The organism is Desulfomonile tiedjei DSM 6799, assembly GCF_000266945.1.
Taxonomy (GTDB): domain Bacteria; phylum Desulfobacterota; class Desulfomonilia; order Desulfomonilales; family Desulfomonilaceae; genus Desulfomonile; species Desulfomonile tiedjei.
In genome coordinates, this window is the sequence record NC_018025.1 from 6,322,101 (window position 1) to 6,345,711 (window position 23,611).

13 protein-coding genes are annotated in these 23,611 nt (G+C 50.7%); 7 read left to right on the top strand and 6 right to left on the bottom strand.

Features of this window, described 5'->3' with window-relative positions; translation table 11 throughout:
• The first annotated feature begins 1 nt into the window (after position 1).
• The 3 genes from DESTI_RS27245 (at position 2) to DESTI_RS27255 (ending at position 4,617) form a co-directional block, all read left to right on the top strand.
• A complete protein-coding gene (locus DESTI_RS27245; protein WP_014813173.1) occupies positions 2 to 1,273 on the top strand; it encodes a radical SAM protein in 1,272 nt (423 codons plus the stop codon).
• A 433-nt stretch (positions 1,274 to 1,706) separates the two neighbouring features.
• Positions 1,707 to 2,648, top strand: a complete 942-nt coding sequence (locus DESTI_RS27250) for an IS110 family RNA-guided transposase (protein WP_014809154.1) — start codon at positions 1,707 to 1,709, stop codon at positions 2,646 to 2,648.
• 430 nt (positions 2,649 to 3,078) lie between these two features.
• Positions 3,079 to 4,617, top strand: coding sequence for a sigma-54-dependent Fis family transcriptional regulator (locus DESTI_RS27255; protein ID WP_014813174.1), 1,539 nt, complete (start codon positions 3,079 to 3,081; stop codon positions 4,615 to 4,617).
• Between the two features lie 295 nt (positions 4,618 to 4,912).
• Here the strand turns inward: DESTI_RS27255 and DESTI_RS27260 are convergent, their stop codons facing one another.
• The 5 genes from DESTI_RS27260 to DESTI_RS30395 form a co-directional block, all read right to left on the bottom strand.
• Positions 4,913 to 6,760 carry an ASKHA domain-containing protein gene (locus tag DESTI_RS27260; protein ID WP_014813175.1) on the bottom strand — a complete coding sequence of 616 codons (1,848 nt, stop codon included), beginning with the start codon at positions 6,758 to 6,760 and terminating at the stop codon, positions 4,913 to 4,915.
• A gap of 204 nt (positions 6,761 to 6,964) precedes the next feature.
• Positions 6,965 to 7,687, bottom strand: coding sequence for a vitamin B12 dependent methionine synthase (locus DESTI_RS27265; protein WP_014813176.1), 723 nt, complete (start codon positions 7,685 to 7,687; stop codon positions 6,965 to 6,967).
• On the bottom strand, positions 7,671 to 8,924 hold the full coding sequence (locus DESTI_RS27270) for a uroporphyrinogen decarboxylase family protein (RefSeq protein ID WP_014813177.1): 1,254 nt from the start codon (positions 8,922 to 8,924) through the stop codon (positions 7,671 to 7,673). The genes DESTI_RS27265 and DESTI_RS27270 overlap by 17 nt, the downstream gene beginning before the upstream one ends.
• Positions 8,925 to 8,995: 71 nt before the next feature.
• Positions 8,996 to 10,270 carry an L-lactate MFS transporter gene (locus DESTI_RS27275; RefSeq protein WP_014813178.1) on the bottom strand — a complete coding sequence of 425 codons (1,275 nt, stop codon included), beginning with the start codon at positions 10,268 to 10,270 and terminating at the stop codon, positions 8,996 to 8,998.
• Positions 10,271 to 10,337: 67 nt separating this feature from the next.
• Positions 10,338 to 11,939: a dihydropteroate synthase gene (locus tag DESTI_RS30395; protein ID WP_014813179.1), complete on the bottom strand. Its 1,602-nt coding sequence runs from the start codon at positions 11,937 to 11,939 to the stop codon at positions 10,338 to 10,340.
• Positions 11,940 to 12,269: 330 nt separating this feature from the next.
• On the opposite strand from DESTI_RS30395, the gene DESTI_RS29565 reads away from it, so the two are divergent.
• Both DESTI_RS29565 and DESTI_RS27300 read left to right on the top strand, forming a co-directional pair.
• Complete coding sequence (locus tag DESTI_RS29565) at positions 12,270 to 15,395, top strand: sigma 54-interacting transcriptional regulator (RefSeq protein ID WP_014813180.1); 3,126 nt, start codon at positions 12,270 to 12,272, stop codon at positions 15,393 to 15,395.
• Between the two features lie 472 nt (positions 15,396 to 15,867).
• On the top strand, positions 15,868 to 17,085 hold the full coding sequence (locus tag DESTI_RS27300) for an IS4 family transposase (RefSeq protein WP_237671475.1): 1,218 nt from the start codon (positions 15,868 to 15,870) through the stop codon (positions 17,083 to 17,085).
• Positions 17,086 to 17,562: 477 nt separating this feature from the next.
• Here the strand turns inward: DESTI_RS27300 and DESTI_RS27310 are convergent, their stop codons facing one another.
• Positions 17,563 to 18,960 (bottom strand): metallophosphoesterase, encoded by a 1,398-nt coding sequence (locus DESTI_RS27310; RefSeq protein ID WP_014813181.1) that lies wholly within the window; start codon positions 18,958 to 18,960, stop codon positions 17,563 to 17,565.
• 685 nt (positions 18,961 to 19,645) lie between these two features.
• Here DESTI_RS27310 and DESTI_RS27320 point away from each other — a divergent pair.
• Both DESTI_RS27320 and DESTI_RS27325 read left to right on the top strand, forming a co-directional pair.
• Positions 19,646 to 21,937 (top strand): fused MFS/spermidine synthase, encoded by a 2,292-nt coding sequence (locus DESTI_RS27320; RefSeq protein ID WP_014813182.1) that lies wholly within the window; start codon positions 19,646 to 19,648, stop codon positions 21,935 to 21,937.
• Positions 21,938 to 22,528: 591 nt separating this feature from the next.
• Positions 22,529 to 23,608, top strand: coding sequence for an efflux RND transporter periplasmic adaptor subunit (locus DESTI_RS27325; RefSeq protein ID WP_014813183.1), 1,080 nt, complete (start codon positions 22,529 to 22,531; stop codon positions 23,606 to 23,608).
• The last annotated feature ends 3 nt before the right edge of the window (positions 23,609 to 23,611 follow it).

Consider the following 23,611-nt stretch of genomic DNA (forward strand, 5'->3'; position numbering starts at 1 on the left):
CATGATCACCCTGGATATCAGTCGTCATCCCTGCTTCAATGCAACTGCAAAAGGGCATTGCGGTCGGGTGCACCTTCCGGTAGCCAAAGAATGCAACATCAAATGCAACTACTGCAATCGCAAATACGACTGTGTGAACGAAAGCAGGCCTGGAATCAGCAGCGCCATTCTCGGACCGGAGCAGGCAGTTCAATATCTCCAGAATGTGTTGAGAAAACTGCCGAATATAACGGTTGCAGGTATTGCCGGACCGGGTGATGCATTCGCAAACCCTGAAAAGACACTGGAGACGCTTTCACTGGTGCGCCAACATTTCCCGTCCATGCTCCTGTGTCTCGCCACAAACGGCTTGAATGTGGAACCGTACGTCCCTGCGCTGGCAGCACTGCAAGTGTCCCACGTTACGATTACAGTTAATGCAGTAGATCCGGACATAGGGGCCAAAATCTATCGATGGGTCCGGGACGGAAAAGTGGTGTACCGTGGTCGCAAGGGGGCAGAATTACTTCTGAAACGACAAATGTCAGCCATTGTCGCGCTCAAGAGTGCAGGCATAACGGTAAAGGTGAATACCGTCGTAATTCCGGGAATCAACGATCAGCACGTTTGTGAAGTAGCGGCCCGGGTTGCGGAACTCGGCGCGGACATTCAGAATTGCATGATTATGCACCCGAATGCCGGAACTCCTTTCGAAGATATTCCCGAACCGTCGCATGAAGACATGAAAATTATCCGGTTCCAGGCCGAAAAGATGATCCCGCAGATGAAACATTGCGCGAGATGCAGAGCGGACGCTGTCGGGCTTCTGGATCAGGATTGTTCGGAAGAGTTTCGAGATGAACTCGTGTCCTGTGCAGGGAAATTTCAGTCTGCACCTTCAGACAAACCCTATGTGGCAGTGGCGACTCTAGAGGGTGTCCTGGTCAATCTCCATCTTGGTCATGCTCACGAATTCCATGTCTGGGGTAAAACCGATTCCGGATTCCAGCTCATCGAAAAACGGCCGGCTCCGGAACCCGGGTTGGGGGCTGAACGCTGGACCAGGTTGGCGGAAGTCCTGCATGATTGTCGAGCCGTACTCGTGGAAAACGTGGGCGATACACCTCGGGCGGTTCTCTCCGAGCACAACATCATCCCCGTGGAGATGACCGGACTCATCGAAATGGGTTTGGAAGCTGTTTACAACGGATCGAATCTTTCCGCTTTTAAAGCACGCCGAAAGAACAAAGGATGCAGCCGATCCGCATGCGGAGATGGAACCGGATGCGGTTGATCATAATGCCGGGTGATGGGAATGGAAATCCAAGGGAATCCATAGAGCGAATGCCGAAAATCTTGACGTTTATCCGACGCTCCAATACAAGATATTGGTAGGGACCGGCGTCCCTTGTATGTTTCTGTCCATGAAGTACTGAATCTCTGGAACCGGTACCGAGCTGAGGGGAGGGGCTGATACTGGATCAATGATACGAGGTACTTCAAAAAATAGGACTCTTGGTTGCCAAGATATAAGAGTCCTGATAGAGGGGGGATGCACGTCTGTCAGACTCTCTGCAGGAGTCGGGCAGAGGCACCGGTAGATCGTTCGTCCCTTGGTCCTCTGAGACTGCCCGGCAGCTGGATCACCGGAGGCCTTCGTGTAAAAAGCCCGAACAGTCGCCTGGACTCGTTGAGAAGTCCGTATCCACAAGGGTGGGATGTTACACATGCATGAAGAAGTTTTTGTTGGCATAGATATCTCTAAAGATCAGTTGGATGCGCATGTGCTGCCAAAAGGCATGCACACCACCGTCAAGAATGACACTCAAGGCATCGACTCGCTGATTGAGATCCTCCACGCAGAGACCCCCATGGTAATCGTGATGGAAGCCACCGGAGGCTACGAGATAACCGTTGCGGCCCAGTTAGGTCTCGCCGGCCTGCCGATCGCTGTCGTCAACCCTGGTCAGGTGCGGGACTTTGCTAAAGGCATCGGAAAACTCGCCAAGACAGACGCCATCGATGCTTATGTGCTGGCACGCTTTGCCCAAACGGTTAGGCCCATACCGAAGCCGCTGCCAACGGAGGACGAAAAGCAAATCAAGGAACTCGTAACACGTCGAAAGCAGCTTGTTGATTTGCGTGCATCAGAAAAGAATCGCCTCCATCGAGCCCGTTCCAATCGCGTGCAGCGCAGCATTCAAACGGTCATAGCAGCCCTAGATAAGGAAATCGAAGACATCGATAAAGATGTCGATGACCTTATCAGGAAATCGCCTCTGTGGCGTGAAACAGAGGAACTCCTCCGAACCTTCAAAGGCGTGGGCCCCATAACTGCCAGAGTGCTCATGGCAAAACTGCCCGAACTGGGACATGTCAGCCGTCATGAAATCAGTCGCCTCGTCGGCCTGGCGCCTCTCAACAAAGACAGCGGAAAGAAGAAAGGCAAGCGCGAGATTTCGGGTGGACGGGCGGATGTACGCTCAACCCTGTATATGGCTGCAGTCGCGGCCATAACGTCCAATGTAGTCATCAAGCCTTTCTATCAACGCCTCATTGAGGCTGGAAAACCTTTCAAGGTTGCCATCACGGCTTGTATGCGTAAGATGATCGTCATCCTAAACGCAATGCTCAAGAAAAAACAGCCTTTCCAGGTAGTTTTTCCTTGACAAGAAACACAGTCGCTGCCGGTCCATTTTGTCGATATCATTGATTATATTGAAGATGTGCCGGCACGGAGGCCGGCACCCACCAATATTTCCTAACTTTCAATCGGACATTAGTTTTGGCAACGGGAATAGCCATCGCCCATCCAGTCAGATCGAGTCTCTTCACCGGGTGTTGAAATCCAAAAAATACAATTGCGTACATTGAATATCAAAAAGCTACATAATAGTAAGATGCTTTCTGTCTCTCTTTCCTTTTGACAATATGTAACACTTCATTATCGCCTGCATTTTCTCGGTCCCACCAATTTTGGCATACATGTGGCAACCGGGCGGAATACATGCATCCATTGCATATGCATACCGGAGGGCAGCATTGGAGAAGTCCCAAAGATGAATGTCTTCTCCTATTTCCCCGTATTGGAACAGGATTATGCCTCGTAAAACCAAGGAATTGGAATTAAAGGTTCTTTTCGACATCAGTCAGATAATCGGGCAGGCTTTGGATCTGGACCGGACTCTGGAAGTAGTGCTCGGGATTCTCTCCGAATCCCTTTCCATGAAAAGAGCTACCATTACTGTCACCGATGAAGACGAAGATCATCTGAGAATCCGAGTCTCGCACGGTCTGACCGAGCGGGAACGGCGAAAAGGTGTATATCATTCTGAAGAAGGGATAACCGGACTGATTTTTCGCTCAGGAGAGCCTGTGATTGTCCCGGATATCAGCAGGGAACCTCTTTTTCTGAACAAGACCGGGGCCCGACAAATCGACAAGGGAACGATATCCTTCATTGGTGTGCCCATTAAGATTCAAGGAAGACCCGTTGGGGTGCTGAGCGTAGACAGGCTTTTTGGAGACGAAGTATCTTTCGAGGAAGACGTAAGATTTCTTACGATTCTTGCTGCAGTAATCGCTCAATTGGTGAGTCTGCACGAGCAGGTGAGGGCGCGGGAGAGAAGTCTCATCCGGGCAAACCGCTCTCTCAAAGCAAATATTTCCCGCAAGGCCGGTAGTTTTTTCAACATGGCGAAGAGTGTTGCCATGATGCAGGTGCAAGAATTGATTCGCAAAGTGGCACCGACCAGAGCCACTGTGTTGCTCCTGGGAGAATCGGGAACCGGAAAAACCCTGGTTGCTCAGATAATTCACGAGCTAAGCAAGTGTGGCGGAGCGCCTTTCATCAAAGTGAATTGTGCCACGCTCCCGGAGAATTTGCTTGAATCCGAACTCTTCGGCCATGAAAAAGGCGCATTCACCAGCGCGGGTGAGTCGAGAATGGGTCGTGTAGAAGAGGCTGACGGCGGCACATTGTTTCTCGACGAGATCGGCGAACTGGCTCTCGCAACGCAGGCCAAATTGCTGCGGTTTCTTCAAGACAAGGAATTCGAACGACTGGGGAGCAACAAGACCAGGACGGTTGACGTGCGGATAATCACTGCAACAAACCGGGATTTGGAAGAGGCTGTACGACAAGGCTCCTTTCGATCCGACCTTTTCTATCGGCTCAATGTGTTTCCGATCAGGGTTCCTGCAGTGAAGGAGCGCAGAGAAGATATCGAACATCTCATCAAATTCTTTGCCGGGACTGCCCGAAGAGAATACGGGTGCGACTTACGATTCACGAACAAAGCTCTGAACGCTCTGGTCGAGTATCCCTGGCCGGGCAATGTGAGAGAATTGGAAAATCTGATCGAACGCCTGGCAATCATTTCCAATGACGGCTTGATTAGTGAACGCGAGTTGAAACCATACATCAGAGTCGTGGATCAAGACGACTGCTGCGAGCAATCGTTGGAATGCGGGTCCCTCGCACATACAGAAAAGTTCCGCATCAAAGTGGCTCTGGAGAGACATCGAGGGGTACAGTCCTTGGCTGCGGAGGAACTTGGGATCACTCCACGACAAATAGGATACAAGATCAAGAAGTTCGGGCTTGAAGAATTCGTGGGACGAACAAAAGAAAGTTGAAGCAAATTGGGGAAACCCTTCTAATACGGACTTGCGGTTAAGATGATTTTGTAGAGTCAACGGCACGGACCTGCCCCGCAGGTCAGTGGCACCCAAATTCGACGTCGGCCACTGAGTACAGGGGTGCCACTGACCTTGACCTGCGGAGCCAGGTCAGTGGAAGCTCCCCGAGCATGACATCAGTCTTCGTGGTAGGGGTCGGCGTCCCTGCCGACCCACGTTCGGTTGAACACGTGCAGCGTAAAGATGAACATGCAACAAGGATTAACAAACCGTGCCCTGATCTTCTGCATGATCAGGAATGTGAACCCACAAATTCTAACGCCTTGGCAAACGTCTGGCTAAATTTCGGATGTGCGGCAAGCTCCAGATATCCGACTGTCTTTGCGATTTTTTCGGCTACTTGACGTTCCCGAGTTGATAGCAGCATCAGACGCGCTCCAGTGCCAGCGGCGTTTCCTACGTTCTGGAATCGTTCAAGAGGCACATTTGGAAGAAGTCCGAGGAAAACTGCACTCTCCACATTGATATTGGAGCCGAATGCCCCCGCGATGATAATCTTGTCGACATCGTCCTTGTTCAATCCCGCCTCGGATAGTAAAAGCCTGGTTCCGGTAGATATTGCAGCCTTAGCAAGCTGGATTGCTACAATGTCTTTCTGGGTGAGAGTAATATCGTGACCGGTCCCGGACTTTTCTTCGGGAACAATGACGTATTCCGGATGGCCGGTTTTCTCGTCTATTCTGACTTCCGAGCGACTTCTATCGAACAATCCCATGTGATTGACAATCCTGGCTTCGGCAAGTGACGCTACTGCATCGATCACCCCGGACCCGCATAAACCCAGAGCTGGAGCGTCCGCGATAGTCCGATAATGAAGCTTCTGTTCCTCTTCGGACCACGTGGTTGAGCTGACTGCTCCTTCAACGGCTCTCATGCCATGATGAATGTGAGCCCCCTCAAATGCCGGACCGGATGCACAAGAACACGAAGTGAGCCGACCTTCGACCGCCAGCACGATTTCCGTGTTGGTGCCGATATCCAGACCGAGAGTAACGCCTTCACACTCGAATATGCGACTTGCCGCAATCATCGCCACATGATCCCCTCCAACAAAACCGGCAATCAAGGGGGCAAAATACACGGATGCTCCGGTTGCGAGGTTCAGGCCCAAGGAACGTGATTTCACTTCTATGGGAAGCGTTGCAGCCGGAACATAGGGAGATCTCGCCAAAGCATGAACCGGTAGCCCGACCAGGATATGGTGCATGGCAGAATTACCGACGATTACTGCATGCTCGACCTGTTGAATGCCGGCTCCAGTCTTAGAAAGGAGATTCGCCAGGAGCTTGTTGAGGGAATCCACAACCAGTGCTTGCATCTGGCGGCTTTGGCTGGCACTTTCCCGGCAATAGGCAAGACGGCTCATCAAATCTTCGCCGTACGCGATTTGGGGGTTCATCCTTGCCTCGGAACCAATAGTATCGCCGGATTCGAGATCCACCAGGAAAGCGGCGATTTTCGTTGTTCCAAGGTCTACGGCAAGGCCTAGAGAACGAGGCGCTGGAAACACGTCAAATCTGTTGATAATCTCCCGGTCTTGCAAAGTTACTGTTGTTAACTGTCTTCCGTGCTCTTTAGGAATTTCCTGCCGCAGAAGCTCCATATCGATCGTCGGATTCTCGACATTGTGTTCCGACTCCAGCTCACGGACGATCTGCTGCCAGGTAGAAACCGGATGATGGATGGCGGGAGCTTCGGTTGAAATAACATACCGCCGACTGGCAGGCTCCACTTCGATTTCGTAATCCAATCCTTCAAGCTGCAAATTCTGTTTTCCAACCAGGGATTCCGGCGGAATCTCGATCTTCACCGGGCCGAGAACTTCGGTCTGACAAGCCAGGCGAACTCCCTGGTTCAACTCGTCCGCAGACAATAATTTCGTTTCCGATTCGGTAGGCTCGTTTACTGTCCCTTCCAGGAGGCGAATCCTACAGCGCCCGCATTGACCTCTTCCTCCACAGGGAGCTGTCATGATTTTCTGATCCTGAAAAACAATGAGCCTGGCAGCATCCAACACGGTCATATGTTCCTGAACGTCGACGCGACGTCCGATGGGCTGAAACTCTACGCAAACACTCAAATTACGTTCTCCCTTCTATCGCTCCCAAGCAAAACCGGGGAAACCTCCCTATATGGAGTGTTTCCCCGAGCAATTAAGCTTCTATTTTGCGCTATTATACGATGGGATTGTATATTTTCCACCCTTTATTTCTCTTTGTATCCGCGTCGAATTAAAGGTCGGAGACAAGACCGACTTTTTCAGCTCTGAAACAGACTGCAATCTTCATACTCTGTAGCGACACATTCTGTGAAGTGCGCATTGCCGGCACGACTGCTCTTTTGACCATGCGGGCATCGCGGGTCCTATTCCCACAACGAAAGCAGACGTTTTTTGAGGAAGCATGAAATAGCTTGAAGTGAGTTTCACGCCGATTTCTTCAGCAGGTAAAACCTGGAAAAGCAATCCGAGGTTCTGTATCGGTAAGCCGGGCGTGCCAAAGAAGAGGGGACCTCCCGCGGTCAGGTTAGCGCCCGCTGCATGGGAACAGAGCAATTGACTGACTTCTGCGGCCAGGCTATCCACAGCCGCACTACCGATACCATCAAGAATGAGTGATTTCAGCAGATCCTTTTGCCTGTATTTAACGGCAGCCTCTTCCAACTGCTCGCCGATAGTGCAAATTGCCAGTCCGATATGCGTTGCATCTGGCGCTTTACGCTGCAACAGAGTTCCACATAAAGTTATGCCTCCGGCTAAAACTACTTGGTTGGGGGAGACCTCAAGGATTTGCAGGACCCGAGTGACAGCCCGTGCGCGAATCAGAGTTCCCGACTGAACTTCTCCTGCTATCTTATCAAATTCCGCCAGGAGAATCGGAGCGACCGGCCTTTTTCGACCGGTCATTCCTGTGCGTCGCAACATCTCGTCTCTGTCAAGGTGGACGGACAAATCACCAAAAATCCTGATTTCGCAGAGACGTTCAATCGCTTTATCGATATCGTCCATACTCTTTCGAGGTCTCCATCCAAGCAGCAACGTTTTCCGGCCTCGCTTCATCGATCAGGGCAGAGGCGCTCATGATATATCCTCCGCCATCTCCGCAAACATCGATAAGCTTCTTCGTGTGCTCTTTCACCTGTTCCACAGTTCCTGTTGCCAACAGTGAATTAGGGAAATTGCCCATAATGCATACCGTATCGCCCAACTTCTTCTTGGCTTCAAAAATGTCAGTTCCCTCGAAATGGTAGATACAGGTTCCCGGAGGGACATCCTTTATAATATCGAGTCGTTTGTTGTACAAACCTTCGATCAGAAGGTACGGGTTACAACCACCTTCCACCAGATCGACGATCAACTTCTGCAAACTCGGCCAGTAGAACTCTTTGAAGTGTCTCACGGACATGAAGTTGTCCGTTCCCTTGTGCAGCGGAATGAACACTCTTGGATTCTTCTTTGCTTTGGCTCCGTTGATGCCCAGAGTACTCATGAATGGAGCTAACTGATCGACTGCCCGTTTCAATTTGTCCGGCTGCGTGAGAAGATCGGTTGCCGCTCCTGTTGTTCCTCGGAGATTGTCGGCAACGAGATCGTAAGGCGCTAGTACAGTCTGTTCCTTGATCGAGGGAAATCCCGAAGCAACAAGCTCCTGAGCAAAGGCTCCATAGATTTTTACCCATTGCGCCTGTTTCTTGGAAATATTCAAGAGGGTTTCCAGAGCCAGTTGGACTTCAGGGTCTGCGAAAGCCGGAAGCACTGCCGGCCAAACATAGCCCAGCGTCGCAGTGACCAAGGGTGGCAGTTTGGCAAGCCCTCGAAGATTTCCTGCCAATCGAGGAAGAAGCTTTCGCAAATAGAACTCCGAAGGATTATGAAAGAGCTCCTCGTATTCCTCCTCCCGCATGTATTCCGATTCGACGAATTGGAACGACTGGTTGTCCGGAACCCCGTGTCCCGGCCATTTCATAGCCAGGAAATCGAGTCCCGAAAGCACTTCATCCATGGCATATATAGTGAAATTGACGCTGTACGTGGCGTCAGGTTCGAAATCGTAAATGGTGCGGCGCCATGCTTCCAGAGCTTTTTCCGGATTTACGTACGCTTCTCTGGGCGAGATTCCGGAATAGTAGCAGTTGAAGAAAGCGAACAAGGGTACTACGGGAACCCGATCCGGTTCCCTGAGGGCGATCGCGTCCAGAAGTCTCTTTTCTCTCTCCTGATATTTCTGTTCATTGCTGGATTTCATACATATGCTCCTTCCCTGAATGTCTCAACGATGATGAGCGATCAAATGTCTTTCGTCGCCTGTAAGGACGCTCAGGGTTCTACCTTTGGTTTCGGGTCCTTGATGATGATCCCGGTGATAATGCCGATGACGGCCAGGGCTACAGACGTGAAAATGGCGTACTCGTACGACTTTGTGAGTGTTCGGATATAGCCACCCAAGTAGGGTCCGATAATCGCACCCACCATGAGGGGTGTTGTTGCAATCCCGTAATTCGTTCCGAAATGCTTGCTGCCGAAGCTTGAAGCAATCAATGAGGAAGCAATGGGAACGGAGCCGCCAAAAGCTGCACCGATGAGGACTACTGCCGTCAAAAGGGCAGCATATCCGAATGGGCCCACCAACAAGCCTAGACAGAGGAGCCCCGCCAACATGACGACTCCAGTGATAGTCATGGTGTGGTTGCGCCCCAGCTTGTCCCAGAGGAGGCCTACCGCGAGACGGCCGAGCCCGTTGCATACCGAGAAAACGCCCATTGCGAAAACGGCTGAAGCTGTAGACACTCCGCCCTCCACCGCGAATGGAACGATGTGACCGATAATCATGAGGCCGCCTGTGAGAATAACCAAATGGAATGTCCACCAGATCCACCACGTGGAAGTGTGAAACATTTCTCGCCAGTCGTAGTCTTGCGCCTTGCGGGCAGGACCCGCAGGACCGGCCTGTTGCATTCCTGCCGGAAGCCATCCGACGGGCGGATACTTCAGGAATTGAGCCCCCAACAAACAGAACACCAGGCTCAGGATAGCGAATAACTTGAACGCCCATTCCCAGCCGACTTTGATGATGATGTACCCGGCCGTGGACCCAAGCACGAATGCTGCAAGTCCGAAGCCCATCACGAGAATTCCTGAAACAAAGCCTCGACGATCTGGGAACCATCTCATGGCAGTCGCCATTGGAGCAATGTTTGCGTATCCGATGCCGAACCCGCAGAGTACGCCGTACGAAATGTACAGATGGATGAGGCTATCCGTCAGGGAGGCAAGAAAAAACCCCACAGCAAGCACTATTGAGCCTATGCTTACGACAACCCGAGGTCCTTTCTTATCGGTATGTTTACCGCCTGCAATCATTCCCACGACGAAGAAGATTATGGAAAGGGTAAATGCAAGTGATGTCTGGGCTCTTGTCCATCCGAATTGTTTTTCCAGAGGAATAACAAAGATCGACCAGGCATAGAGCAGACCGAGAACAAGAGAAATAAGGAAGCCTACGATTACGTAAAGCCAACGATTAGCCCCTTCAGCAGTTCTGTCGACAGGAGCCGAGTTGATTTGTCTTGATGCCATTGGTTGGGATGACATAATTTTTATCTCCTCGAAAGGTTTATTGCGTTTTTTCTCTATGGCTCACTCCGGACTTTACCGGCAGTCATTTTCCTGCTCCGTTTATCCATTGTTCGCACAAACGCACGGCATCCATGGCGTCATTGCCGTATGCGTCGGCTTGTGTATATTCTCGGATGTGGTCGTCAATCTGACCTCCTCCGATCATGAATTTGATTTCACGAATATTTTCCTCACGAATCGCGGCAATCGTGTCCTTCATGGGATCGTAGGCCAAGGTAAGAAACCCGCTGAGGCCAATCACATCCGGCTTGAAATCCCGGGCCGCCTCCACGAATCTTTCATTGGGAACGTCCACGCCGAGATCCAAGACCTCGTACCCGTTGATATCCAACATTGTCACGACAATATCTTTGCCGATGTCGTGGATATCCCCTGCCACGGTTCCGATGATCACTCGACCCTTTTTGGGGCCTTCTGAGGTTCCGTCTGAAAGGTAGGGTTTCACGGCATCGGAAATTTCCTTGAGCATCCTTCCCGCAAGAATGAGTTCCGGGACAAAGTACTCTTCAGTCTCGAACAGACGGCCCACTTCAGTCATTGCTCGTCGTGAAGCATCCAAAATCAGCATGGGATCTGTTCCGGACGAAAGCGCTTGCTCAGTGAGTGTCTTGACCCTGTCTTTCTTCATCCCTACGAGGGATTCGACGATATCTTCCAGGACGTTGCCTTCTGATTCTTCGGCAACAGTCTCTGCTTTGCTCGCCTGTTTTTCCTGATCCGATGCGGAAATAATCGTGGAATCGATAACCCCGGCCTGCTGAAGAGTAGTGATCAATCCCTGTAATGCACGGGAAATTGTCTCTTTGTACGATCCGGAAACACCCTTGGACGAACCGATGTGTCCCTCGCGAAAAGCCTGGTTAAAGTTCATGCAATCCGGATCTTGACCGAGAACCATTTCAGCCGAGTAGATGATGTTTCGTAGTTCCCTGTCATTGGGATCTACGATTGCACTGTCCAATCCCGCTCCAATGGCTAGCGCGGCAAACGCCTGATTAATAATTCCTCTGGATGGCTGGCCGAAAGAGATATTGCTCAGACCGCACGTGAGATGTATGTTCGGAAACTCCTGCTTGATCCGGCGAATCGTCTCGAATGCAACAATCCCGCTCTGATTGTCGGTCGCAATGGTGGTGACGAGAGGATCGACATAAAGCTGAGCTTCAGTCAGCCCGTTTTCCACGCATAACCCGACCAGACGGCGAACTATCTCGAGCCTGTCTTCAGCAGTCTTGGGAATTCCATTGTCGTCGAGTGCCAGTACAACCAGATCGGTCCCGTATTGGGAAGCAAGTGGAAGAACTCCCTGTATGCGGGCCTTTTCTCCGCTCAACGAGTTAATCATCGGCAGTTTCTTTGCCGCGGTTATTCCTGCCAACAGGGCCTTCGGATTCGCACTGTCGATGCAGAGGTTGGTATCGGTGACCTCCTGGACTGTATTCACCAACCAGGTAATGTCATCCGGCTCCGAATCCGGATGCGTCCCGGCATTGACGTCCAGAAAGTGAGCGCCACCTCTGACTTGTGATAGGGCAAGATCCTGGATGAAGCTCGAATCCCTTTTCTTGATAGCTGCGGCAACTGCTTTACGCGTGCCGTTTATCTTTTCGCCAATGATGATCATGCGTCCTCCTGAGGAGATGGATTGTCAACCGCCTGACGCGGAAGTGTAGAAGGGGGAGGTCGGATCCGCTGCGGTTCGAGGCGAGAAGCAGGGGCATAAATCCGACCGGTTGTCTGATATCTCTCGCTCGTTCACGGCGGTATCGTCACCGCAGCGCTGCCCTTGCCGAATAGGAGAGACAAGAAACATGCCATTCCCCGAGACCGGCTATTTATTTGATTTCATGGATCAATATTTGGGCACCGGAGGGAGAAGTCGGAATTTGGAATTATGATATTTAGCAACGTCACGTTATTTGGTAAGATCTGCAGCTACAGCGAGGAGTCAAACATGCAACATCCCTTTGGTCACCCTGATGAATGGACGGAAGAGCGCAGGCAGGTGATAATTCTCGCATCACTCATGCCACCCCCCATTTCATTGGACTTGCTCACAACAGTCACGGGCTTTTCACCAATCAAGGTTCTGAAGATTCTGGAAGAGCTGACAAATCAGGGGATCTTGCGATTATATGAGCCTGCAGGTCTTGGACATTATTGTTTTTCCGATCCCACCATGCCGGATACCACTCTGCGGGGCCTGGACAAGACTACCGTACGCGATCTCGCCCAGCTCCTCATACAGCACGTTTCAGGTTTGAACCTGTCTCCGGACGTGATTTCGCTATTCATCGCCAATGTATATTTTGTGTCCGAGTTGGAGAACAAAGCACTGGAACACATTCTGTGCGCAGCCAATTACTGTTTTCAGCATGGAGCCAACGAAGCTGCTGCTGTCTATTACAGAATGGCCCTGGATACCTGCGAACAGTCCGATCAATCGACAAAGATCGAAGAGTTTCTGATAGATTCAGCAGTAGGGTTGATATCGGCTCAGGGGCATTGCATGCCTCTGAGCGAACAACGAGACACGCTGTTGAAGGCACAGGTTTGCGCCCGGAAGCTCAGCGATCGAATTCGTTTGTGCAAAATAGACCTTCTTCTCGGGGAAATAGCAAAATCAGCCGGAAACTATTCAGCAGCCGGGGACCTCTTTGAAGAGGCATGGAATTTCGCCACACTGCTCAATGATGACGAGATGAGGAAAAAAGCTGCTCTGGTTACGGCGGATTTTCTCTTTTGGCAGGGGAAAGTTGCAGAAGCAGTCGCCCGCTATGAGGACGCGATTGGCGATCTCGAGCAGTTTCCCTCTGATGAAGCCACTCTCCGTGCATGCACCACCCTGGGATGGTGTTACGCTATCTGCGGTCAACCTGCACGAGGATTGGGGCTCATTGAAGCAGTTCGGCAAAAGGCGACGAGCCTCGGTTTTCGACAAGCCGAAATGGACGCCGGCGTCAGAAAAACGCTCACCTTGTTGGATTCCGGATATATTGCGGAAATGGAAGTGGTGCTTCAGGACGTTTTCAAGAATTCGGAAGAAGACTTGGGAAATTATCGCCTGTGGGCATGCTATGCCGCTCATGCGTATGCGCTCTATACCAAGGGCGATCTGGAAGGTTGCTTCAAATTTCAGAAGAAAGCCTACGCCAAGTCAAAGGCCGTAGGTTGGTTTCATCATCGCGGCCCATTCAATTTCGAGTACATGGATGCGTTGGAAGAAGCCGGGATGATTCATCCCGAGATGAACTATGAATCTGAGCTGGAACGTGTAGCGAATTGGCCGGACTTCTACATGCAGGGAGTCGGAATGCGCTATCGGGCGCTCAGATTGCTGAAACAAGGCGGTCCCACAGAACAGGCGCTCTACTATCTTGAACAGAGCAGCTCGGTTTTGAGCGGAGTGGGAGCAGATTTAGAACTGGCCCGAACGAAAATTGAGCTTGCCCGGCTGTATCTTCGAGGATCTGAAAATGAGCTTTCCAGAAAACTGTTGAAGGAGGCGTACAAAGTCCTGTCAGGAGTGAACGAGGAACTGTTTCCGTACGAACTTCGGCCGTACCTGGACGGCGAGAGCGATCATGACCGCATCATTCGGGTGTTGACGGATTTCGGAAATGCCGTGGGAACGGTTCGCGATCGCAAAAAGCTGCTGGAAAAGATTATCAGATTGCTCACGAGATTGACGTTGGCCGGCAGAGGAGGATTCTTCATCGCAGGACAAGACGGTAAGCCTGAACTGGTTGCAAGCAGAAATCTCGATAAGACGATGGTGGAGTCTTCTCTTTTCAGATCGAGCTACGAGTTGATTCTGAATGCATTTAATGCCGATCTTCCGACAAACCGTGCAAACAAAATCGACGATCGCTCTGACGCAAGATCCGGAGACCGGATGGGATGGGCTCTTTGTCGTCCCGTTGTGCTTCAGGATCAAATATTGGGGGTCATATACCTGGACAACACGCTTGTAGATCTGTCCCCGCCGGAAACAGAGTTGGCGTTCCTCGAAGTTATTCTGAATCACGTGGCAGTGGCTTTGGACAATGCCCAAGCTTACGAAGAGATTATTCATCTCAAGGAACGGCTTGAGGATGAGAACCGGTTCTACCGTATAGAAATGGAATCGTCGGCAAATCTTGTGTCGATCATGGGCAAGTCCCAAGGCATACAACGCGTGTTAAGTCAGATCAGACAAGTGGCACCCACGAATACTACGGTTCTGGTGTATGGGGAAACCGGAGTGGGCAAGGAACTCGTTGCTCGAGCAATTCACAATTCAAGCTCGCGTCGCGGCGGTCCGTTTATATCCGTAAATGTGGCATCCCTTGAGTTCGGCGTTATCAGCAGCGAACTGTTCGGACATGAAAAAGGATCGTTCACAGGGGCAATGCGTACGAGACGCGGTCGCTTCGAGCTGGCAGACGGCGGAACCTTGTTCCTGGACGATATAGATAATCTGCCTCTTGAAATCCAGGCTAAGATACTTCGCATTCTCCAGGAAAAAGAGTTTCAAAGGGTCGGAGGCGACAAGACGATTTATTCGGATTTCAGGTTGATCGCAGCAACGAATCAAAATCTGGAGGAGCTGATACGAAAGGATCAGTTCCGGTCTGATCTGTACTACAGGCTGAACGTATTTCCCATCCACGTGATCCCATTACGGGATCGCCTCGATGACATCCCGCTCCTGGCAGCGTTTTTCATGGAAAAGTACGCCGCCAAACTGGGAAAGAAGATATTGGGCATCAGCAAGAAAAATATGCAAAAGCTCTTGGCCTATCCGTGGCCCGGTAATGTAAGAGAACTCGAACATATTATCGAACGCGCGGTGATCCTGAGCGAGCACGAGCATCTTCTCGTCCCCGATCTCGTGAGCGGTGGAGGTCACCCAAGTACACAGGATCAACTCCTGCCATTTCGCGAAATGGAAAAAATCCATATCCTGGAATCCCTCAGACGCTGCAACTGGCGTGTAAGCGGCAAAGGTGGAGCAGCGGAACTCCTGGATCTGCGACCTACGACCTTGTATTCCAAGATGAAGAAGCTCGGAATCAGTAAAAATCTATCTTATGAATGAACCAGTGATTCTCAAAAGTAATCGCGGATTGTGCAGAGCGATAGGCGTCAAGATAAGGGCATGACTACCAACTTCCTGGTGGGGTCCGGCGTCTCTGCCGGACCGACCTGGTCGATTCATTATACCGATTCTCGAAAGTAATCACGGATTGTGAAGAGCAGTTCCCAGCAATTGGTAGCGCCGGCCTCCCAATGCTGTTGAATTAAGGAAAGGGTTCTTGATTTTTCACGTTTAACCTCCGAGAATTCAGAAGGAATTGTGTTGACATGCGGGTAGTTACGCGCGATAAATTCTTTCAAAACAAGCTGCTGAAAGGATTTTATTATGGCACGCATTATGCTTTGAAGAACCATGCCAACTTAGCGCGTACGCTGAAAAATTTCTTCACATTATTCCCGGACAAATCGACCCTTCCAAGAAACGCTCGCCTCAGGACTTTACTCGAAACAGAAAACTCGCCTTTGGAAAGCTTATCACCTTCATCTTGTCCATTGCCGCCAGTGGAAAGGGTAAAGGAGTGGACATGAAATCCGGTGAATTCTTTCGACATGCCAGAATTCTTGGCCTTTGGCCTGACGCCGAGGCGATCCATCGAAGCGCGCTCACCAAGGCGCGCAAAAAGGTGGATTGGAGGATCTTTCGGCAAATACTCGATGATGCGGTTGGTCTGGCTTATGAGTGTTGGCCTAAGAGCCCGAAGGACGAGTGGCATGGTATGTCCACTCATGCGATAGATGGCTCCGACTATACGCTTCCAGCCGCCGATGAGCTCAGGGCCGAGTTTGATCCTGAGAGCGGACTTGGGCAAGCGGGCAAAGGACATTATCCTCAGTGTCTTGTATGCACGCTCTATGACGTCTTCAGACGTCTGCCCATCGCAAGAACTGTGGTCCCGGTGAATTCTTCGGAGCGGGACCAAGCCAAACATCTCCTGCCCCTCGTGCCTGAGGGAAGTGTCTTGCTCCTGGATCGAGGTTACCCAGGATATGAATTTCTCAGCTACCTTTTGGACAAGTTCAAAGGCTATTTCGTGATACGTTGCCCCGCAACGTCCACCTTCGCCACAGTAAAGGAATTCATTCGGAGCGGGAAGAGCGAAGCCGAAATCGTGATTCCTCCGACATCGAACTATCTCAGCCAGGTGACGGCTGAACAACGAAAGGCCGCCAAGCCCATCAGAGTGAGAGTCATCAGACTGTCCAATCCTGACGGAACCCTCTCGGTTCTCCTGACGAATCTTTACGACAAGGTGGAGTTTCCGAGACAGGAGATCACTGACCTCTATTTCAGGCGATGGGAAATCGAGAGCTATTTCCGGGATGAAAAGATTGGGCTCGAAATCGAAAAATTTCATGGCAAAACCTGCAACAGCGTCCTGCAAGAACTCTTTGCAGCTGCGATCATGGCTGTGATCTCAAGAACTCTCATGGCCATTTCCACCCAGTTACTCGGTGGAGAGCTCGGAGAACCTCAGTTCAAGAATGCGGTCATGACGCTCGCGTCTGAAGCCGCCGTGCTCGCCGCAGACGATCCTGAAAGAGCCATCGAAATCTTTCAGGATATTCTCAAAGAAATCTATCGTGTCAAATACTATCGACCAAACAGTCAGCGACCACCCCAACCAAGGGTGAACAAGCAAAGCAAAAACAAATGGCTTTACCGCAGGTACAAAAATGTCCCCGCAGCTTAAGTCAACAGCATTGCGCCGGCCTCCGTGCCGGCGAACAATTCACCAAACAAATCAATAAGTTCTCGCCGGCAGGGACGCCGGCGCTACTGATTCTTCTCATTGCAGGCATTGGATTCCGTCAAGACTTTCGATAACCGCTATATGAAAAATGTGCCGGCACAGAAGCACGGCACCCACCGATTTTCGAGAAGCGCTTTTTGCAGCCGGACAAAAAACTCTGACATTTGGTATATAATACCAATGCAATGCCCGTTCAAGGAAGTGACTTGCGCCAGGAAGCAGCATGCCTCCGAAGCGCAGTCAGGCTGCGCCGTTCGTAGCGGAGGAGACATGCTGCTTTCTTACCCATTGGACAGCGCATTGGTCTAAGATAGCGAAGGCTTGGGTGTTCTGAGCGGAGTGATTAGACGGCTTTGCGTCGTCCGGAGCGAAGGATACTCCAGCCTCTCAGATTATAAGAAGAAAAGCGAATCGGCATCATATAACAGGGGTCATTTCGTCAGGTCGTTCCTGCGGCTTCAAACGAAACAACGCTATTTCAGGCGAGCAGTTGATACGCCAGGGAAGAAAACTCATTCCGATCCCGCGATTCAGGTACATGCGGCTTCCCATCTCTTTGTACCAGCCATGAGTGTATTCGGATACCAGCCCTGCCATACTCAATCCCCTCTTTGCACCGGGTGCGGGAAATATAAGCTGGCCGCCGTGAGTATGCCCTGCCAGGATCAAGTCAATACCATGTTCAGCAGCATGGGGAAGGATCTGAGGCCGGTGAGACAATAGCAATCGGAATCCTGAATGCGGCGCTTTGTTCAAGAATCGGGAAATCTGTGGAAAAGTCCTTCCCAGGATCCAATTCTTGCGAGGATCGTCAATCCCACCAATATGGAATTTACAACCATCTGCCCGGCACGTCATCCACCGGTTTCGCAGGAGTGTAAATCCGCTTTCCGTAAGAGCTTCGGCCGATCGTCTTTCCCCTGCATAGAACTCATGATTGCCCATAACAGCTATATTGCCGAATCGCCTGGGTTTGAGCCGCTTCAATATAGGGACGGCTCTATGTACGGGTGTAGTTGAAGAATGAAAAATGTCGCCAGTCAATATGAGAGCATCTGCTTCCAATCCATTGAGATTGTCAACAAGTCGCTCCAATTCCTCGCTCCAGAGAAATAGACCGAAGTGCACGTCAGTTATATGGAGAAACGTGAGAGGGCGATTAATGCCGCGAAGCATCGGGTGACTGACATCGTACTGTTCCACAGAAGGGATTTGATAGGCTTCCGCTATGCCGTGTCCGGCATATCCCGTTGCAAAGACCACTCCCGTTGCCGCGGACCATTTGAGGAAAGCCCTTCGTGTAGCCGTTTCGGGGATCCTCGAATACACTGTAGGCGCTCGTGCAGGGACCGGAGAGTCATCTCCCATTGGCAAGCTTGTCGAAGTCTCCTGCTCGATTTCCGGACCGATATCAGACGATTTGGCGGCTTTTACAAATTGTTCGTTCTGTCGCAGCCCGGAAAAGGCATGCTTTCGCTCTCTTACTAACTGATCGACAATTCTCCAGCCCAACCACACCAGCTCAATGAGAGCGAATACTAAGGTCAAGAGAATCACATAGCCGATATACGAATAATAAATAACGGAGACTATCTGTTTGGCCAGGGTGTCCGGAGCCAAAGGCTCAGGATGAAACACCAATCTGACCGCCACCATATTGAGGATTGCGAGGATTCCTATTCCGAAAAGAACAGATTTTATTCCGAGGCCTTGGTCTTTGGAGAACAGGTACTTACGTACGGATACAAAAACGAACCATTGAAACAGGAGCAACAAAATTGAAACTGTAAAAAAATACACAGAGCCTCTTGACATGCAGTATCTTCCCTCACACGAAGTATCGGGACGAATTCGTTCGTTGAAATAGCCTCAATTTCGATTATAAGAGCAAATCCCAGATAAGCAAGATCCTGTTAGTAACCCATTTGAACGAGAGCAGCCGGGAATTCCGGAAAAAAATGACCGTTAAAGGAGCTGTATAACCCGCCGGTTCCGCACAATCGCGATTGACGAAAATATAAAGAGAGCGGTATGCTCGTTTAACTGAAACAAACTCGTGCTATGACACGGCCCAGTTCAGACGATTCCGAGTTTACGGATTTTCTCGGCAACCTGTGAACGTCGGTCTGGATGGGGCGATATATCCTCACACCATTCTTGTATTCAGAAGAGCAAATCCGGGGGACCTTTTTGTGAATAGTCTCCCAGGAACCTCTTGCAGCAACTTAATCATTGGCCGGGGACTGAAATTTCTCACGGAAGTCCGTTTCCCGGCGAGTGTCAAAAGTTCGCTTGAAGTGGGGTTCCGGGAATCCCGTGAGAAATCGGATTGCAGGAACCTTCCTCTCGATTTCCTTCTTTTCTTGCGAAATCGTATCAGAATAGGTACAGACCAAAGGAAGAAATTTTTCTCGATGCGTCAGTACCGGATTTCAGAAAGCTGTAGACATTTTCTCCGCATGAGGATATTCGACGGGCCGGAAAAAGGGAGAACAGGATAATGCAGGTAAGATTTCTCATTTATGCAATCTTTTTCGCCTCAGGGATGAGTGGGCTCATATATCAGGTGGTGTGGCTCAGGATACTCTCAAGAACCACGGGAGTGACAATCCATGCCACGGCCATAGTGGTTGCAGCATTCATGGCCGGCCTTGCACTGGGCAGTTTCATCTTCGGGAGGATAATCGACAAACGCAATGATGCCTTGAAGGTCTATGCACTCCTCGAATTGCTCATTGCTGGTACGGTGTTGATTGTGCCGTATCTTTTTGCTGCTTCTGTGCCCCTGTCCTCTGCCGTATATGGAATGACCGGCGAAAGCGTCACCTTGACCGCTCTTTTCACCGGTTTGGTTTCGTTCCTGATCCTCCTGGTTCCTACCGTTTTGATGGGAGGCACGCTGCCGATCCTGACCTCATATCTGGTCAAGCAAGACCACTTTTTCGGCAAGCACCTGAGTCTGCTGTACGGCATAAACACCTGGGGAGCTGTTATGGGCGTAGTCCTTTGCGGGTTCTTTCTCATAGGACTCTTCGGTGAATCCGCTGCGGTAATGGTGGGAGTGGCAATAAATATCGGAGCAGCCGCATCTGCATATCTTGTGTATTTGAAATTCGGACAACCTCTTGTCCTGGAGCCGCAGGAAGCGGCAACGACAAAACCGGTCACCATTTCCCCGTATTCACCGGAAATAAGGCGCGCGGTTCTTTTCGTATTTGCGTTCAGCGGATTCACAGCTCTCGCTTATGAGGTGATCTGGACACGACAACTCATATTGTTCCTCGAGAATTCGATATATGCTTTTTCGGCAATGCTGGCCGTGTTTTTGGCCGGTATTTCGCTGGGCAGCATTGCTGTCCACAAATCAGCCGACCGGATGGAGACGCCTCTCTTCATATTCGGCATTTTGGAGTTCGCTATTGCAGGCATATCTCTTATCAATCTGCACCTGTTCCAGCCGCTGGACAGCCTCTTCATCACCGATCGAATGGGATGGATTCTTCCGTTTGCAGCCACGGTGATCCTGGTATTTCCCATGACGTTCGCTTTTGGCATGATATTCCCCATTGCGGGCCGGTGTTATGCGGAAGCTGTGGAACAAACAGGCTCCTGGGTGGGAAGGCTCTATGCCTTCAACACGGTCGGCGGCATTCTCGGGTCACTGGCAGCAGGATTCTTGCTGATTCCCGTGCTGGGTGCAGGCAAAACGGTTGTCCTCTTGGCTCTGCTCAATGGAGCCCTCGGTATACTGCTGGTGCTGCTTGAGCCGCGAAAAGTTCCGGCATTGGCCTGTGCAGGTTTATCAGGGCTGGTGATTTTGGCTTTAATGCTGTTCACCGTAGCGGGTGAAGACTCGTTTACAGCGATTATCAAGAAGCGAATCAATGAGGGCAGGTTGTCCCACGGGTACAAAATGAAAATAAAGACTCCGCCAAAAATCTTCTTTCATGAAGAAGGTTTGGAAGGAACTGTGACAGCCTTTCAGGTTAACAACTGGAAACAGCTCTGGATCAACGGGATTGGTATGACCAAGCTGTGCACGGAAACCAAACTCATGGCTCATTTGCCGCTGCTCTTCGCGGAAAAACCGAAGAGTTTTCTTGTCATCTGCTTCGGCATGGGCACTACGGTCAGATCGGCGGCTCTATACCCGCAGCTTGACATTACCGCGGTTGAGCTGGTTTCGGAAACGTTTAGAACCTTCAAATACTTCCATCCGGATTCGGAAGACCTCCTGAAAAAGAACAATATCCACCTGGTCGCGAATGACGGGCGGAATCATATTCTGCTTTCACCCAAAACGTACGATGTCATTACCGTAGATCCTGCTCCTCCCGTCTGGAGCGCTCGAACGGTCAACCTCTACACACGTGAATTCTTTGAACTGTGTAAATCGCGACTGAACAAAAATGGCGCAATGTGCCTCTGGTTTCCGGGAAGCAAGCATGAAGCCGATGAAATCGCGCTCCAGAGGACGTTTAGTACGGTTTTCCCCTATTGCAGTGTCTGGGGAGGGCCCGCTGGATGGGGCTTCTACCTCATTGGCACCCTGAGGCCGGTCACTCCGGAACAACTGGACGAACATATCGCCTCTCTGTACCATAACCCGTCCCTGGTCGCGGATCTTCAAGAATATGACCAGTCCTGTGCCACTCCGGAGCAGTTGAAAGGGTTGCTCAAAGTAACAGATCACGAAATGGACGTAATGCGAGACGATACGTATATTCCAGTGATCACGGATAATTTTCCTTTTACTGAGTTCTTCCTCTGGAGACAGAATTCTGCAGAGTAGACCATCTGGTAATGTGAACTGAAACCAGAACTGACGAAGCGCTCTCGGTAGAGATCTATTTTGTCGTTTCCAGGATACCAGTGTTGGTAGGTGCCGGCCTCCGTGCCGGCACATCTTCAATATAATCAGTGATATCGATAGAATGGACCGCCAGGGAGAAATCGTCTCAAAACTCAAAGTTGATCCTTGATCGTGGCACGAATCTTTCATCATCTTCCCGGTGTGAGTATTTGGGCGGACCTGCGTGTCCGCCCAAATAAGGGCAGACGCATTGGTCTGCCCCTACTCCGATGGAGAATCGTGGCACGATGTTCTGTGGATTGAATTTTGAGACAACCTCGGAACGCCGGTCCTCACTAGTATCTTCTATTGGAACGTGGGATAAACGTCAGAATTTGGCAATCGCTCTCAACGGGTCCACATCCTGCAGCAGCAACAAACCGAAGATTATTTTTCTCAAATCCCGCAAGTTTTTTTAATTTGGCAGGTATTCTAGTGTGAATTCGTAGAATACGCGTGTAACCGATTTTGGCAAGAAGCCACAGTAATGTTAGAGTATTCCGTCCAACTTGTCTCTGGAGACATAAAAGAATGCCACGTAAAAATTCCAAATTCAGGCTCGTGGGAATTCTCCTGGTTATCTCGGTCGTTCTCCTCGCTGGAGGTGTGTACTGGGTGAAAGGTGGATTCGCGAGCAAACCCAAAAAAACTTATAAAACGGCAAAGGTCCTCAAGCGCGATCTTGGCGCAACAGTCCAGGCCACGGGAATCGTAAAAGCCGTGGTGGGAGCGGAAGTCAAAGTTGGCGCGAGAACCCCGGGAAAAGTCGTGGAGTTGCCCATCAACGTGGGAGACAAAGTCGTCCAGGGACAGGTGATCGCAACCATTGAACAGGAAGATCTTATCGCGAAAGTGAAACTGCAGGAAGCTCTTCTCGCGGAGGCTGAAGCCGAAGAGTCACGCCTGTCGAAGGACTATGAACGTGACAAGCAATTGCATGCAGTTCAGTCCATCTCGGTTCAGAAGTTCGATCAAACCGAAGCCCTGTATGCCATAGCAAGAGCAAGGCTACTCAAAGCCAAAGCAGAACTCGATCTTGCCAAGACTCAGCTATCCTATGCCATTATAACCGCGCCGATTAAAGGGACCGTGGCTTCGGTAAACACTATACAAGGCGAGACTGTCACTACGGGGCTCAATGCGCCGACTTTTATCAAGATCATAGATCTGGATCGGCTCGAAGTGCTGGCCTATGTCGATGAAAACGATATCGGCAAAGTTCGGGTAGGGCAGGATTCCATTTTCACGGTAGCAGCGCATCCTGCTACAGAATTTAAGGGTAAAGTTACATCCATTTATCCGTCAGCTACCATCCAGGATAATGTGGTCTATTACATCACCTCCGTTAGCGTGGATAACAGAGAAGGGAAGTTGATGCCGGACATGACCACAAATGTGCTCATTTTCCTCGAGCAACGCAAAGGAGTTCTCACTGTCCCGAACAAAGCCATCCAGCGGGAAGGACACAGAAAATTTGTGCTCGCCCTGGAGAAAGGAATGCCCGATAAGCGCTATGTGGAAGTGGGTTGGAAAGATGCGTCCCATACTGAAGTGCTGGAAGGGCTGCGTGAGGGTGATCTTGTGGTCCTCGGGGATGCAAACAAGAAATAAAAA